Source organism: Alteribacillus sp. YIM 98480 (assembly GCF_009765375.1).
GTDB lineage: Bacteria > Bacillota > Bacilli > Bacillales > Marinococcaceae > Alteribacillus.
Genome location: NZ_VTOK01000018.1, coordinates 1 through 13,498 on the forward strand (window position 1 = coordinate 1; position 13,498 = coordinate 13,498).

Annotated in this window: 10 protein-coding genes, 1 rRNA gene and 1 riboswitch; of the genes, 9 read left to right on the top strand and 2 right to left on the bottom strand. The window is 39.4% G+C overall.

What is annotated here, in order from left to right; genetic code table 11:
* Positions 1-179: 179 nt before the first annotated feature.
* Positions 180-296: ribosomal RNA gene (rrf, locus tag FZF09_RS18875) — 5S ribosomal RNA — on the top strand.
* A gap of 321 nt (positions 297-617) precedes the next feature.
* Here the strand turns inward: rrf and FZF09_RS18880 are convergent.
* Entirely contained in the window at positions 618-1,916 is a 1,299-nt protein-coding gene (locus tag FZF09_RS18880) for an MFS transporter (RefSeq protein WP_158738147.1), read from the bottom strand.
* A 254-nt stretch (positions 1,917-2,170) separates the two neighbouring features.
* Between FZF09_RS18880 and spoVID the strand changes: the two genes are divergently transcribed.
* Together spoVID and FZF09_RS18890 are read left to right on the top strand one after the other, a co-directional pair.
* On the top strand, positions 2,171-3,361 hold the full coding sequence (gene spoVID, locus FZF09_RS18885) for a stage VI sporulation protein D (RefSeq protein WP_158738148.1): 1,191 nt from the start codon (positions 2,171-2,173) through the stop codon (positions 3,359-3,361).
* Complete coding sequence (locus FZF09_RS18890) at positions 3,351-4,343, top strand: protein kinase family protein (RefSeq protein WP_158738149.1); 993 nt, start codon at positions 3,351-3,353, stop codon at positions 4,341-4,343. Before spoVID ends, FZF09_RS18890 begins: the two co-directional genes overlap by 11 nt.
* Positions 4,344-4,988: 645 nt before the next feature.
* Here the strand turns inward: FZF09_RS18890 and FZF09_RS18900 are convergent.
* Complete coding sequence (locus FZF09_RS18900) at positions 4,989-5,234, bottom strand: hypothetical protein (protein WP_158738151.1); 246 nt, start codon at positions 5,232-5,234, stop codon at positions 4,989-4,991.
* 210 nt (positions 5,235-5,444) lie between these two features.
* Positions 5,445-5,559, top strand: a riboswitch (TPP riboswitch).
* A gap of 146 nt (positions 5,560-5,705) precedes the next feature.
* Here FZF09_RS18900 and thiC point away from each other — a divergent pair.
* The 6 genes from thiC to FZF09_RS18925 all read left to right on the top strand — a co-directional run bounded on the left by thiC (position 5,706) and on the right by FZF09_RS18925 (position 13,368).
* Positions 5,706-7,490, top strand: coding sequence for a phosphomethylpyrimidine synthase ThiC (gene thiC, locus FZF09_RS18905; RefSeq protein WP_158738152.1), 1,785 nt, complete (start codon positions 5,706-5,708; stop codon positions 7,488-7,490).
* 323 nt (positions 7,491-7,813) lie between these two features.
* Entirely contained in the window at positions 7,814-8,374 is a 561-nt protein-coding gene (locus tag FZF09_RS18910) for a hypothetical protein (RefSeq protein WP_158738153.1), read from the top strand.
* A gap of 109 nt (positions 8,375-8,483) precedes the next feature.
* On the top strand, positions 8,484-8,618 hold the full coding sequence (locus tag FZF09_RS23170; protein ID WP_255450611.1) for a hypothetical protein: 135 nt from the start codon (positions 8,484-8,486) through the stop codon (positions 8,616-8,618).
* Positions 8,619-8,695: 77 nt separating this feature from the next.
* Positions 8,696-9,886 carry a S1C family serine protease gene (locus tag FZF09_RS18915; RefSeq protein WP_158738154.1) on the top strand — a complete coding sequence of 397 codons (1,191 nt, stop codon included), beginning with the start codon at positions 8,696-8,698 and terminating at the stop codon, positions 9,884-9,886.
* 215 nt (positions 9,887-10,101) lie between these two features.
* On the top strand, positions 10,102-10,920 hold the full coding sequence (locus FZF09_RS18920) for an STAS domain-containing protein (RefSeq protein ID WP_158738155.1): 819 nt from the start codon (positions 10,102-10,104) through the stop codon (positions 10,918-10,920).
* A gap of 237 nt (positions 10,921-11,157) precedes the next feature.
* Positions 11,158-13,368, top strand: a complete 2,211-nt coding sequence (locus FZF09_RS18925) for an S-layer homology domain-containing protein (protein ID WP_158738156.1) — start codon at positions 11,158-11,160, stop codon at positions 13,366-13,368.
* The last annotated feature ends 130 nt before the right edge of the window (positions 13,369-13,498 follow it).

Consider the following 13,498-nt stretch of genomic DNA (forward strand, 5'->3'; position numbering starts at 1 on the left):
TGGTGACACGTGGAGCTGACAGATACTAATCGGTCGAGGGCTTATCCTATACAAAGGGAAGCGCCTCGTCGGCTTGAACATTCGTTATGCAGTTTTGAGGGAGCAATTCCCTATCAAGAAAAAAAGGATCGTGAGATGTTGTTTCCTATGAGACGATGATCAAACGACTCCATTCAAAGTCTGGTGGCGATAGCGAAGAGGTTCCACCCGTTCCCATGCCGAACACGGAAGTTAAGCTCTTTTGCGCCGATGATAATGAAGGGGCAACCCTTTGTGAAAGTAGGACGCTGCCAGGCACTAATGAAAGCTGTCAGAATAGAATTCTGGCAGCTTTTTTGCACTGATAGGAAAATATAAAATTTTAGCGTGGATGAATCATCGACGCTAAAATTTTGAGGAAATCAGTATAAGTGCAACTAGCCAAGTTTTCTTTATTACTTAAGATTTTGTATATCAAGAAAAACAGGATAGTCAGATGCAGTCTGCTCGTTAAACTTTTATTAATGTTTAGATATGTGAATCCTTTTCTTGTCACGTCATACGCTAACTGTTTCCTTCTTTACACAAAAAACTGCCCCATAACGTTGGGACAGTTCCGTTCCGGATTTTTGAAATTTTTATCCTTTTTTAACTGGCGGCGGCGAGAGCAGGGCGAGCACACCAGCTGCAAGGGGGAGAATCATCATAATCCATAATATCTCATTGTATCTTCCAAAGTAATCAAATGCCATTCCAAATGGTAGCGGTCCAAGTGCTGAACCAATAACTACGGCGGTGGTAGCCATGCTTTTAAGCTTACCTAAATTTTCTAATCCGAAATAATTCGGCCAAATAATATTGTTGCATATTTTTGTCGTACCGTCGAAAATACCCCAAAGAATGATGTAAATAACGATCAACCAAATCTGTTGAACATAAATTAATAGAACAAGGGTGCCTGCGTTTAACAAAAAACTAACGGCATATAAGTGATGCACATGTAGTTTTTCAACGATAAATCCCGCTGCAACTGTAAAAATAAATCCTGCTATCGGCATGAGACTTAATAAAAACGCGATAACCGTCCGGTCTATTCCTTTTTCTCCAAGAATAGAAAACAGGTGTATCATGATTCCCGTGTTGATTAATGCTGGAACAGCTGCGCAAAGCAGAGCGAACCAAAACTGTCTAGATCGAACGGCCTCTTTCATTGACCATGAAGAGGCTTTTCTTTTTTTGGCAGAAGCGGCGGCTGCTTTTGCTTGATCTTCCCCTTTACCAGCATTATCTGGAAGCAGTCCAACATCTTCTGGTTTGTTACGTATGAAAATAATGGCGAGCGGCACAAATAGAACCAGTAAGAGTACCCCCCAAAATTGCCACGCCAAGCGCCAGCCCCATGTTTCAATTAAATATAAATTAACAGGAGGAAGAGCTGCAGCACTAATAAGGATGCCAAGTGTCATAAAGCTGATCGCCCTTCCTCGTTGTTTATCAAACCATTGAGGGACGAGAGTATTCGGTACTAATGTCATGGAACCTTGCCCGAATAGACGAAGCATATAAAACCCAATAAACATCATAATCGGACCAAGCAGCATACTGTTCCAAAAGCAAGCTATACCCAGCATGGTTCCAACAGCGGCAGCCATAAAACGCTGCCCTTTTTTATCAATTAATCTCCCAATTAAAAATAACGAAAATCCGGCACATAATGTTGCTGCTGAATATATGCTTGAAATGACAGTTCTTGAGGCCGAAAAATCTTCAATATAGGCATCTATGAAAACAGAAAATGTAAAGGTCTGTCCCGGACCGGAGAAAAACGCTCCTAAGCCGCCAATAAGGACAATAATCCATCCATAAAAAAAAGGAGGATTCACCGGGAGGGTTTGTTTTCCTTCTGAAGGTGAGGATGAGTTGTTCTTGCTAGCCATGAAGTTCCCCCTTAATCATTTTTCGAGATACTCATATATCTTATCAATACGATGAAAAACTGGCAACGATTAGGAAAATAATTTTGGCACTCATAGATACGGCTGGTGATGCATACATTGAAATAGTATTAGCACAGAAAAGAAAACAATGAATGAAGTGTATTTTGTCCGTTTAGCGATTCTTTGGTCACGAACTACATCTGAAGATATGCAATCTAGGAAGTACTTAAAACATATATAAAGGAGGGCCATTCATGGGAGCTGAACGTTCGTCAGCACTTACTTTTAATTTAGAAGAATCAGTGTGGCTCGATAAAGGACAGAAAATGAAGGAATTGCTGTCGCTGGGACTCGAACCGGATATTCGGATCGAAGAAAAATTGGATTATGTCGCAATTAAAGGGGGGCTTCATTTAAAAGGGGAGTATCGTCCACTTGAAGAAGAGAGAAATGAGGAACCAACCGATGATAATCCTGCTCCTCAATATGTAGAAAATGGTGAACAGCGAGAAGATGGTACTGGTGAAATTAAACACTTTTTTCCGGTGGACGTAACTATACCATTAAATCGGATTCACAACCTTGATGATATTTATGTGCAAATAGATGGGTTTGATTATGATTTACCAGAACCCGATTGTATTCAACTAACAGCAGATGTAAGTATTACGGGCATGAAAAATGAAGAAACAGCCCGTGAAGAAGAAAAACGTGAACCGGTCACCGCGCCAGAGCCGATGCCAAGGTGGGATATAGAGGCAAAGCATCAGCCTGAAGAAGCTGCACCACCAGACTTTCCACGTCCATATGACCGCACTTTTTCTTCTTATTTTCAAACATCTCATGAAAATGTGACAGAAAAAAAAGATGAAGACCCATTTAACGAGAGAGAAGATTTACAATCAGATGAAAAAGAAGAGAATGCAGAATTTTCAACAGAAACCGAAGAAGTTGTAGAGGATAGGAACAGTGAAATATCAAATAATGAACAAGAAGAGGATGAAATAGATAACCAATCGGTAGAAGCAAAAGAACAAGGGGAAAGCAGCTCTCCTATAGTTACCGCTTTTCACAGTCGTGATGAAACCGAATCAGAAAACGTTCAAACAATAGAGCCAAGTGTTGAGGATATAGAAGAAGAGGATACTGTACAAACAGAACAAGAAGACAGCAGCGAGGAAGAATCAACAAGTCCATCCATGTCGGACCGCGATGACAACGCCTTGTATTTAACAAAAGTCATGACGAAAGGAGAAGAAGAATTTTCACGAGTGAAAATGTGCATCATACAAGAAAATGAATCACTAGACACCATTGCTGAACGCTATGATATTACAATCAGTCATCTTGTCCGTTACAATCGCTTGGACAATGAGCACTTAGAAGAAGGACAAATTTTATATATTCCGGCCTCCGCTGCAGGAAGTAATAAAAATGAAGGGTAATATCGAATATATTCTTCAACGTTATCCTATCCATCCAATTCGTGTGCAAACATTTGATAAAATAGCAAAAGTAGAAGCGGAAGAAGGCACATTTGCGTTGAAAGAAACCCAATTAAACAAACACCAGGCGGAGCGTTTCCTACAAACGCTCCGTTTCTTTGAAAAACAACAGATGAAAACAGTGGTGCCAGTCCTTAGAACAAACTATGGTGAATGGTGCAGCAACCAAAACGAATTGATATATTATTTGACGCCATGGGGATCCGAATGCCGGGGGCTGCAGCATGAAACAGAATTTTTCAAGGCTTTGGCGATTTTTCATCGTTCCACGGAATACAAAGAAACCATTCCAGAAAATGTCTGGAAAGAACAAGGAGAACTTTTAAAAAAAGAGCGAGATCAACAGCTGCTTAAACTAGAAGCTATGGCGGATAATATAGAAAAAAAGCGCTACTATTCTCCATTTGAATTAGCTTTTCTCATACATTTTCCGTTTTTATATCGTCTGCATAAAGATTCCTTGTACTGGTACGATAAGTGGGAAAGGACGGCTGCTGAAAATGAGAGACTTCGAATGGTACGTTGTCATGGCAGACCTTCGCCTGATCATCTCGTTATAGATGAAAAAAGAAACTACAGATTTATTAACCTCGAACACACGGCAGATGGGTATCCTTTACATGACATCGCATGGCTTTACCGTTCCTGTATGAAAGAAAGAATGTGGGAACCTATTCAGGCTTATCCGTGGATAAAAACGTACGACCATCATTTTCCATTCAAAGCTGGGGACGAGGCGCTTCTAAAAAGTCAGCTGCTTGATGAAACGAGCATGTATCCATTTTTATTGAGAGCAAGCCACCGCACCCTCGCAGATGAACATACATTCACTTTCCAATTAGAAGAGCGAATTTGGATGCTAGAAAAAATAAAACAAGATCTCGATACTTGGCCTGATTTATCCGAAAATAAAGAAAAATAGAAAGAAGCTCCACTAGGCAAAACTGCCCAAAGTGGAGCTTTTATTTAAAAAGGTATAAAATGATAAATATTGGGCGTTTTTGATGTCTAGCTTCAGCGCCCAGCCGCTCAGGCGCACACGATAAAGAGGAACTTTTGCTAAAACAGCGACGTCCTGTCGCAACGCAAAAGTCAACACCTCCTGTGCAAGCCAGTTCAGCGTTGTCACAGGGGATGTGGTGACATCTACGTTGCACACTCGTCGCCAAAAACGCCACGTCCTGTGGCATTGGCGACATTAGCACATCCTATGCGTCGACGTGTGCGATCTTAGGAGAAGTTCATTAAAATGAGCTGAACGTATTATGTCTTCCCTTTCGACTCCGGGCCGCAGGCGACCCTGCGTGAAAGCTCCAGAACCTGTCGCGGCTGCCCAGGGCGATTGCGCTTTTCTTATGACAGATAACTTTCCCTGCATTATTTGTTCATTCTATCTGAGCGTCGAGTCGCCCTTTGGCCCTGAGGGTGAAAGCAAATATATTCCGGCTTTGTTTACTGACCATTGACTTAAAGGACAGCTTCTACACGTCATTCTAATATGTGAAATGCCAAGCTTTCGATTAAACGCAGGAAACCAAGTTTTACAAAAAACTGATTTATAATCTGTCTAACAAGTAAAACAACAATAAACGGTTAAACTGACAAGGATAATTAATAACATAACATCAAAGCTGGTCGGAAAAATCAACGTTCGAAATAATTGAAAACATACTAATGGAATAAGAATCTGCGAGCAAGCAAGCTTCCATTTTTTCCACCAGAACGGCTGCTTTCGGTGTTTTTTCTTATGCTTTTTCGGGGGATGATAATATGGAGGACGCGGCGGTCCGTGGTAAGGAGGATAATACCCCATTTTTCCACCTTCTCCACTAAAGTATTTATTTTAGTTTATGCAAGGATCTAGAAAGAGTGTCCGCCATATTCAAGATAAAAGGTTGTATCAAGCCTAATCAGTATTAGAACCCTATATAGTATAAAGCCCGAAAGTAAAAAAGTTTTATTTTTCTAGATAAGTGTTTACTTAACCCGCATATTTATTTATACTGAAATCAAATAGAATAAATCAATTAACTAGGGGAGTCCAATAAGCTGGGCTGAGAAAGAAACGCGTAGAAGTTTCTTGACCCTTTGGACCTGATCTGGATCATACCAGCGTAGGGAAGTTAGAAAATCATCACTGATGAATTTACTTCTACATACAAAGCCGGGTCCATCCTTTTATGGATCCGGCTTTTTAATGTACTTCACTTTTTCAGCTGCAATGCTATGTTCTAGATCTCGTCCTTTATCAATGACCATCATGTTGAAAAGGAGAGATTTTTTTATGACCACATCCTCATTAAATGAAAAAAACATTTCCATCATGTCTAGTTTTTCAGGCAGCAAAAAAGTTTATGTCGAAGGCTCAAGACCCGATATTAAGGTCCCTATGCGTGAAATTGGACTAAGTCCTACAACCGGCAGCTTCGGGGAAGAAGAAAATCCGCCAGTACGTGTCTATGATACGAGCGGACCTTATACCGACGCTGAATATTCGGTAGATATTTCAAAAGGTCTTCCTGCCATCCGCAGTAAATGGATTCATGAACGAGCGGATGTAGAAGAATATGAAGGCAGAAACATAAAACCTGAAGATAATGGATATCGTGATGAAAATGATCCCCGTTCTAATCATCAAGTGTTTCCCAATTTAAAACGAAAACCAATACGAGCAAAACAAGGAGGCAATGTTACACAGCTTCATTATGCAAAACAAGGAATCATAACGCCTGAAATGGAATTTATCGCGATAAGAGAAAATATGGATCCTGCCTTTGTACGCGATGAAGTGGCAAAAGGCCGTGCGATTATTCCTGCCAATATTAATCATCCTGAGACAGAACCTATGATTATCGGCCGCAATTTCCATGTTAAGATTAATGCGAATATTGGCAATTCTGCTGTTTCCTCTTCGATTGAAGAAGAAGTGGAGAAAATGACATGGGCAACACGCTGGGGTGCTGATAATATTATGGATTTATCAACAGGCAAAAATATTCATAAAACGAGGGAGTGGATCATTCGAAACTCTGCTGTTCCTGTTGGCACTGTTCCTATTTATCAAGCATTAGAAAAAGTAAATGGGGTTGCCGAAGATCTCACTTGGGAGGTTTATCGTGACACATTGATTGAACAAGCAGAACAAGGCGTGGATTATTTTACCATTCATGCAGGAGTTCTTCTCCGTTATGTGCCATTATCAGCAAAACGGCTGACAGGAATCGTTTCCCGGGGCGGCTCGATTATGGCGCAGTGGTGTCTATATCACCATAAAGAAAGTTTTCTATATACTCACTTTGAGGAAATCTGTGAAATAATGAAAACGTATGACATTGCTTTTTCTTTAGGAGATGGCTTGCGTCCGGGATCAATTGCCGATGCAAATGATGAAGCACAATTTGCGGAACTGGATACACTAGGGGAGTTGACAAAAATAGCGTGGGAGCATGATGTACAGGTCATGGTGGAAGGACCAGGGCATGTACCGATGCATCTCATTAAAGAAAATATGGACAAACAGTTGGAAACATGTGAAGAAGCCCCGTTTTATACACTTGGACCGCTGACAACAGACATAGCACCTGGTTATGACCATATTACCTCTGCAATTGGAGCTGCCATGATTGGCTGGTACGGGACAGCGATGCTCTGCTACGTTACACCAAAAGAACATTTAGGCCTCCCAAATAGAGATGACGTTCGGGAAGGGGTTATTACCTATAAAATAGCTGCCCATGCTGCGGATTTAGCAAAAGGCCATCCAGGCGCTCATAAAAGAGATGATGCTTTATCAAAAGCGCGCTTTGAATTCCGGTGGAGAGATCAATTTAATTTATCTTTAGATCCGGAACGGGCTTTAGAATATCATGATGAAACGTTACCAGCAGAAGGTGCTAAAACAGCCCATTTCTGTTCGATGTGCGGGCCAAAATTCTGCAGTATGAGAATTTCTCAAGATATACGTAATTATGCTGAGGAAAATGAACTTTTTACGAAAGAAGATATTGAAAAAGGGATGAAAGAAAAAGCGGAAGAATTTAAGAAGTCTGGGGGCACTATTTATCAGTAACGTTTTAGGAGGTTGGAATGTTGTCGAAGGTCCAAGAAATTGAAGAGGAAATGAAACAGTCTAAAGCCTATCTTGCTTTTTTGGAAAACCGCTTAAAAGAAATCCAGCAAAACTGTCATCATCATTTTGAGGGCAATTCGTATTATGAGAGATGCGTAAAATGTCATAAAATAGAAGTTTTATATTACTGAAATAATAGAGGGCGTCTTCTGAAGGAGGGCGCTCTCTTTGTTTTTAACGGAAGTATTACAATTAGTCAGGCACGAACCCATAGGCAAATACATAGACTGTCATTATTTATTATTTAAGAGGGGGAGTTTTGGTTGAGAGAAATGGTTATGGAAAACAACCTTTATCATAACTGGTTTTTTGAAGAAAACCTGGCCGAAACATATTTTATGCTTACTGATAAATATAGATATATAAATAGAAAGCTTCATCATCAGTTCGGCATGAAGTATTTAGAGCATTTACAAAAAATGGAGCAGTTCTTTTTTGCGTTACAACAGCACATTCCTTATATGGAAAATGAATCAAATTTAGAATACCAACGAATACTGTCGTCTAATTACATGCTTCTTGCTGATAAATATAAATTTATCAATCCGCAAATGCATATCCACTATTATGCTAAATTTTTAAGGCATGTCCAATTATTGGAAGGTCTCTTTTTAAAATCAGTGGAAAACAAACCGGAATATGATAATTATAAGAGTGATGATCCGTGGCAAATGTGGCAATATCATGGAAAGCGTGCTTCAACTTTCATGAAGTTAGCTATGAAGTATGAATATATTGATGTAAATATCCATGCGTTTTATGAAAAGAGGTACTTAAGCCAACTGCAAATAATGGAAGAAAATTTCTTGAAGTTAGAAATGTAAATCAGTGATACATGTATAAATACAAAAAAAGGACGCTTTTCTATAATAAGGGAACAGCGTCCTTTTCCTTTTTCAAAAGGTGAGAAGTTATAAATATTGGGCGTTTTACATGTCTAGCGCAAGCGCCTACTCGCTCGAGATTCCGTCGGTTCGTCAATGGAAAGCAAAGATCAGCTTTCCATATGCCGCCCCTCCAGGACTTGTCGCTCGTGAACAAGCCGCTTCGCTTTTTTTAAAACTTTAGATATATAGCTGACACATTTCATCAATAAAATAAAACATATCGAAGTGAGATCATCTTAAAAAGGGAGGCACTAATAAATGGATGACAAAAGAAAACCAGAAAAGAATAATCAAAACAAAAAAGCGGGTATCACCGGATTGATTGGAGCGGTAATTGGAGCTGCAGCAGTAGGAATAACGATGCCATTTGTAAGTAGTGAAGGTTTACTTTCGACAGCTAATTCCAATAGCCAAGAACAATCGTCTGAAGCCGAGATGGAAGTGGAAGAAATGACGAATGAACGTGTACAAGTATCAAGCGAGGTCACATCAGCTGTAGAGCAGGCGTCGGATGCGGTTGTTGGCATTTTCAATTTGCAGCAGTCCGGTGGGATGGAAGCTCAAGGGTCTGGCTCTGGCGTTATTTATAAAAAAGATGGAGATACTGCCTATATTGTAACAAACCATCATGTCGTACAAGAAAGCAATGAAATCGAAGTAGGTTTGGCTAATGAAGAAAGAATAGAGGCTGAAGTAGTCGGTTCTGATCCATTGACTGATTTAGCAGTGTTAAGCATAGATGCAGAACATGTTGATACAGTAGCGGAGTTTGGCAGCTCAAAAACTCTCTCTGCAGGAGAACCGGCGATTGCGATCGGAAATCCACTCGGTTCAAATCTAGATGGAACCGTCACACAAGGGATTATTAGTGCTGTAGACCGCAGCATTCCGGTAGATATAAATGGGGATGAACAAATCGATTGGAATGCTGACGTATTGCAAACCGATGCAGCCATTAATCCAGGGAACAGCGGTGGTGCTCTAATAAATATTAAAGGACAAGTAATTGGAATCAATTCTATGAAAATTGCGCAGTCTGCCGTAGAAGGCATCGGTTTTGCTATCCCGTCCAATGTTGCGATTCCAGTGCTTGAAGATCTCGAAGAAACTGGCCAAGTAGAACGGCCTCAGCTTGGTGTAACGATTGGATCCTTAGATCAGATTCCTAGTGTTCACTGGGAACAAACGTTGAAACTTCCGGAAGATGTTGAAGAGGGGGTTTTTGTAAATAGTGTGGCCTCTGGTTCGCCAGCTGAAAAAGCTGGACTTCAACAATATGATGTTATTACAGCTATAAATGATGAAAATATAACAGATGGCAATGCTTTAAGAAATATCCTTTATAAGGAAGTGGAAGTGGGAGAGACTATTAAAATTACATTCTACCGAAATGGTGAACAGCAAACAATAGAGCTGACTCTTGGGGAATCAAGCGAGACGCAAACCTAAGGCGTGATAGAAAGAATGGAACAAGGATTGAGATGAATGGACGAAGGAGCTGTCATTTTTGGGCAGTTCCTCTTTTATATGTTTATATAATCTTTTTTGTTAAAATAAGCAAAAGACTATAAAATTTAACTAATAGATTTATTGAAGAAAGCACAGCTTATACAGCGCAGTTATTTATAAAAACAACTAGAATAAAAAAAGGAGTGTGAATAAGGATGACCCCATTTTTACATTTTTCTACATACATACATGAAAAGGCAGAACCTTTAGCTGTAGAAGTGGTTGATTCAGTACTTAACAGAATGCAGTTAGACATTCCAGACTGGGAGAAAGAACAAGCTATTGCTATGTATATTGAGCTTTTAAAGTTTTTTGGGGAATCACTAATGGAAGAAGATAAAGAAGCTGCACCAGAAGCCCTTATAAAGTGGAGTAAAAAAAATGCAGAAATGCAAATATCATCAGATGGGGAAATTTCAGAAATTGTTGTTCGTTATCCGCCAACAAGAGATATTTTTAATGAAATACTAACGAGAATCAGCGTTGAACTTGATTTGTCTCTGAAAGAAAATGCTTATATTTTAAAACGGATAAATAACATGTTAGATATCAGCTTAAATGAAACCTTTTTCTCATTTAAACGACTTTCCGATAAATACAAGGAAGATACACAAGCAGAACTCCTCAAATTGTCAGCACCTATCGTTCCTATTAAAGATGATATCGTGATCCTTCCATTAATTGGTTATATTGATAAGAATAGAGCGGAGCATATAATGGACAATGTTGTCCCAAGAATTGCCGATATGGAAGTAAAACATGTTATAGCTGATTTTTCAGGTGTGTTAACAATAAATAGTCAAATTGCACTATCGCTTCATCAAATAGGTGAAATGCTTCGTATGATGGGGGTACACGTAGTGACTGCAGGCATGCGGCCTGAGCTCGTCCAAACGGTAGTAAGCAGCAATATAGAATTATCTGGTATTGAATCTTTTGCTAATGTGAAGCAAGCTTTAGAAAACATACAGTAACTTAAAATTGACAATGTTGTATAAATATCTTAAAGGTCTTTTATGCTTTACATTGATAGGAAACATGGAGCACGTATGATTTCCATTTTACTATATGTAACTATTATAAAAAAACACTCCTTTATTATGAGACCTTATCATCATGCTAATAGTCTGATATAATATAGACGTCACATATTTATATCCATAAATTGGTAAAAAGATAGTTTAGTAGGTAATAAGAGGGAGGAATTTTATATGAAGTATAAGTACGTTGGTTTGTGTTCCCTTTCAACTGTTCTAGCTGTTGGCCTTAGTACTCCAGCTTTTGCAGCACAAGTTCAGCAAATGGAGGAAGAATCCGTTGAGGAAGTAGAAATACAGGAGGCAGATGTAGACGTTAAGAAAGAAGATTTAATAGAACGACTGCATTCCCTATTTCCTGGACAATTTGACTTCTTAGAAGAGCAGGATTTTCAGATGAATAATCATCATATGATTGGCTGGGAAGATGAGACGATTCGTCATTCTCTTTTATTTAACAAAAGGGAGGGTGACCAGCACATCAGCGGAAGTGTTGAGTTTGTAGGAGATGACCTTGAATTACATAATTTTCATTATCAACCAAAAGATATAAAAGGTGCTCTCTATCCACCAGAGGTTACTCAAGAGGAAGCGAAACAGATAGCAGAGGATTTCGTGAACAAAACGACTGATGGGGAATATGAATTAAGTGATCAAGTCGAACCCCACGTTACTTGGGGCAATCGTACGTTGACAGAACCAGTTGAATTTCAATTTTATTTTCAACGATTGGAAAACGGAGTCCCTGTCGTTAATCAAAACCTTAATGTGACTATTTTAGGAAATGGGGAAATGACTCGTTATAACCGAAGCCAGCCTCATTCAGAACCAGCAGAGTATGAAAAACAAGACGATATTATAGAGAAAGAAAACGTTGTTGCAGACATAAAGAATAATCTAGACATTGAATTACAATATATGCTTCATCATGAGCCAGGAAGTACTGAACCAGAAGTACGTCTCGTTTATGCGCCTTCCCCGTCATTCGGAGGAGTACACGCTATAAACGGAAAATGGGAAGTTGGTCAATCTTTTGAAGATGACTTTCCTAAAGAAACAGAACTTAAAAAGTTAAGTAATGAGGAAAACACAGTCGATAACGGTGCAGTTTCACGTGAGGATGTGGAAGCATTAGCTGAAGAGTTGTTATCGGTTAAAGAAGAAGACGGTGAACTTCATATTGATTCCATTCGTGAAGCCAATAGAAACGACAGGGAAGTTTTTACGGTGCAATATAGTATAAGACAAGGTAATTCAGGATATGGAAGCAGCTTTGATGTGAACAAGGAAACTGGAGAGATTATGAATTACCATAATCCAACTATTCAAAACCAACAACCTGAAGATAACCTAAGCTATGAAGAAGCGCTTGAAAAAGCATTAGAGGCATTGGAGCAGTATGTACCGTCGATTATGCATGAATATGCTTACCCAATAAATGATATGAATAAAAAAGCAGATCAAGGCATCTATCGCTTTCATTTTCCTCAAGTAAAAAACGATATTTTAGTGAACGGCAGTTCGTTGAATGTCAGCATTTCGGCTGAAGACGGTTCTCTTGAGTCTCTGTATAGAAATTCAACGTCTATAGCAAACTGGCCATCTGCTGAAAATACTGTTGATAAAGAAACGGCCTTAGAAGACTATGTAAACAACTTAGAGGTTGATTTGTCTTATATAAATCATCCGCAAGCGGAGGAAAATAACAAGTATTATCTTGTCTATCGTCCTGCTTTTAAAGACGGATTTGAATACTATGATGCGTTAACAGGGAAATGGAGCAAAAGAGAACAAGAAGAAAAACCATCAGAGCCTGTGTTTTCCGATCATTGGGCTGCTGATGAACTAAACTACATGATTGAATCGGACATTATTTCTGCGGATGAAGAAACGGACCCTAATCATGTTATAAAAAAAGGGGATGCGCTAGAAGTTATCATGAAATCATTGACTAGATTTCATGAAGTTCCGCCAGCACCTCAGGATCAAGAGCCGCAAGCAACGTTTGAGAATATCGATCCCGATCATGAGCTTTTCCAGGTCATTGAACGTGCAGCAGAAAGAAACATTATTGATACGGATTCCTCTACATTTGCAATAGATGAACCGCTTACTCGTCAAACATTGGCTTATTGGTATGTTCGTGCCTTAGGTTTAGAGGCAGCGGCGAAGCATTCTGATATCTATCAAGTACCGTTTAGTGATGCGGATGCCATTCCAGAAAAATATAAGGGATATGTTGCTCTTTCTCATGAGCTTGGCTTATTCCAAGGTAATGCTGAAAATGAGTTTAACCCTGAAAACGAAGTGACATTAGCACAACTGGCTGTTTCCAACTTCCGATTAGCAGAAACAGCAAATGATTTAGATGTTGCCATCAACTAATGACCACCATTCTTTTTGTGAGCGAAAAAGCATATAGTATGTATAATAGAAAGGGCTGCTCCTTCAGTCGATGGTAATGACTGAAGGGGCAGCCTCATTTGTATACTTAAAATGTTCGCTTGTAACTTTA

Coding starts and splice junctions, on each gene's coding strand:
- FZF09_RS18920 (WP_158738155.1), top strand. CDS start 10,102: ATGACCCCATTTTTACATTTTTCTACATACATACATGAAAAGGCAGAA.
- FZF09_RS18900 (WP_158738151.1), bottom strand. CDS start 5,234: ATGGGGTATTATCCTCCTTACCACGGACCGCCGCGTCCTCCATATTAT.
- FZF09_RS18880 (WP_158738147.1), bottom strand. CDS start 1,916: ATGGCTAGCAAGAACAACTCATCCTCACCTTCAGAAGGAAAACAAACC.
- FZF09_RS18925 (WP_158738156.1), top strand. CDS start 11,158: ATGAAGTATAAGTACGTTGGTTTGTGTTCCCTTTCAACTGTTCTAGCT.
- thiC (WP_158738152.1), top strand. CDS start 5,706: ATGACCACATCCTCATTAAATGAAAAAAACATTTCCATCATGTCTAGT.
- FZF09_RS18915 (WP_158738154.1), top strand. CDS start 8,696: ATGGATGACAAAAGAAAACCAGAAAAGAATAATCAAAACAAAAAAGCG.
- FZF09_RS23170 (WP_255450611.1), top strand. CDS start 8,484: ATGTCTAGCGCAAGCGCCTACTCGCTCGAGATTCCGTCGGTTCGTCAA.
- spoVID (WP_158738148.1), top strand. CDS start 2,171: ATGGGAGCTGAACGTTCGTCAGCACTTACTTTTAATTTAGAAGAATCA.
- FZF09_RS18890 (WP_158738149.1), top strand. CDS start 3,351: ATGAAGGGTAATATCGAATATATTCTTCAACGTTATCCTATCCATCCA.